Origin of the sequence: Suttonella ornithocola (genome assembly GCF_001889065.1) — a bacterium.
Taxonomy (GTDB): domain Bacteria; phylum Pseudomonadota; class Gammaproteobacteria; order Cardiobacteriales; family Cardiobacteriaceae; genus Suttonella_A; species Suttonella_A ornithocola.
Genome location: NZ_LWHB01000278.1, coordinates 1 through 412 on the forward strand (window position 1 = coordinate 1; position 412 = coordinate 412).

Annotated in this window: 1 protein-coding gene; it reads right to left on the reverse strand. The window is 38.3% G+C overall.

Features of this window, described 5'->3' with window-relative positions; genetic code table 11:
- Positions 1 to 365, reverse strand: a 365-nt coding sequence (locus A5N85_RS18000) for a transposase (RefSeq protein ID WP_211268243.1), incomplete at its 3' end; no start/stop codon positions are given.
- Between the last annotated feature and the right edge of the window lie 47 nt (positions 366 to 412).

Genomic DNA, 412 nt, shown 5'->3' on the forward strand with positions numbered 1-412 from the left:
TCACTGCGTTTATGAAAAGCGGCATTGTCCATGACAATTACACTGTTTTTAGGTAACTCAGGTAACAGTGCTTCTCTCACCCAATGAGAGAAAATATCGCTGTTAATAGAACCATCATATAAGCGTAAGGCAAACAATTCTCCATTGATAATGGCTCCAATCGCATTGCTCTGGTTCTTTAAATGCCAGTTATCACTTCCATGACAAACTTGTCCTTTTGTGCTGTAGCCATAAGGTCTATGAGCAAAGGCTTTAAAACCACATTCATCAAGATAGACTATCGGTTTGTCTTGAGCGGTCTTATCTACTATTTGTTCTTGAAAGTGCTCTCTTTTCTCTGTGTCGGCTTTTGGATGTTGGTTAATCTTTTTTTATGCGTTATCTTTAGTTCGCTTTAGAGCATAACAAATCG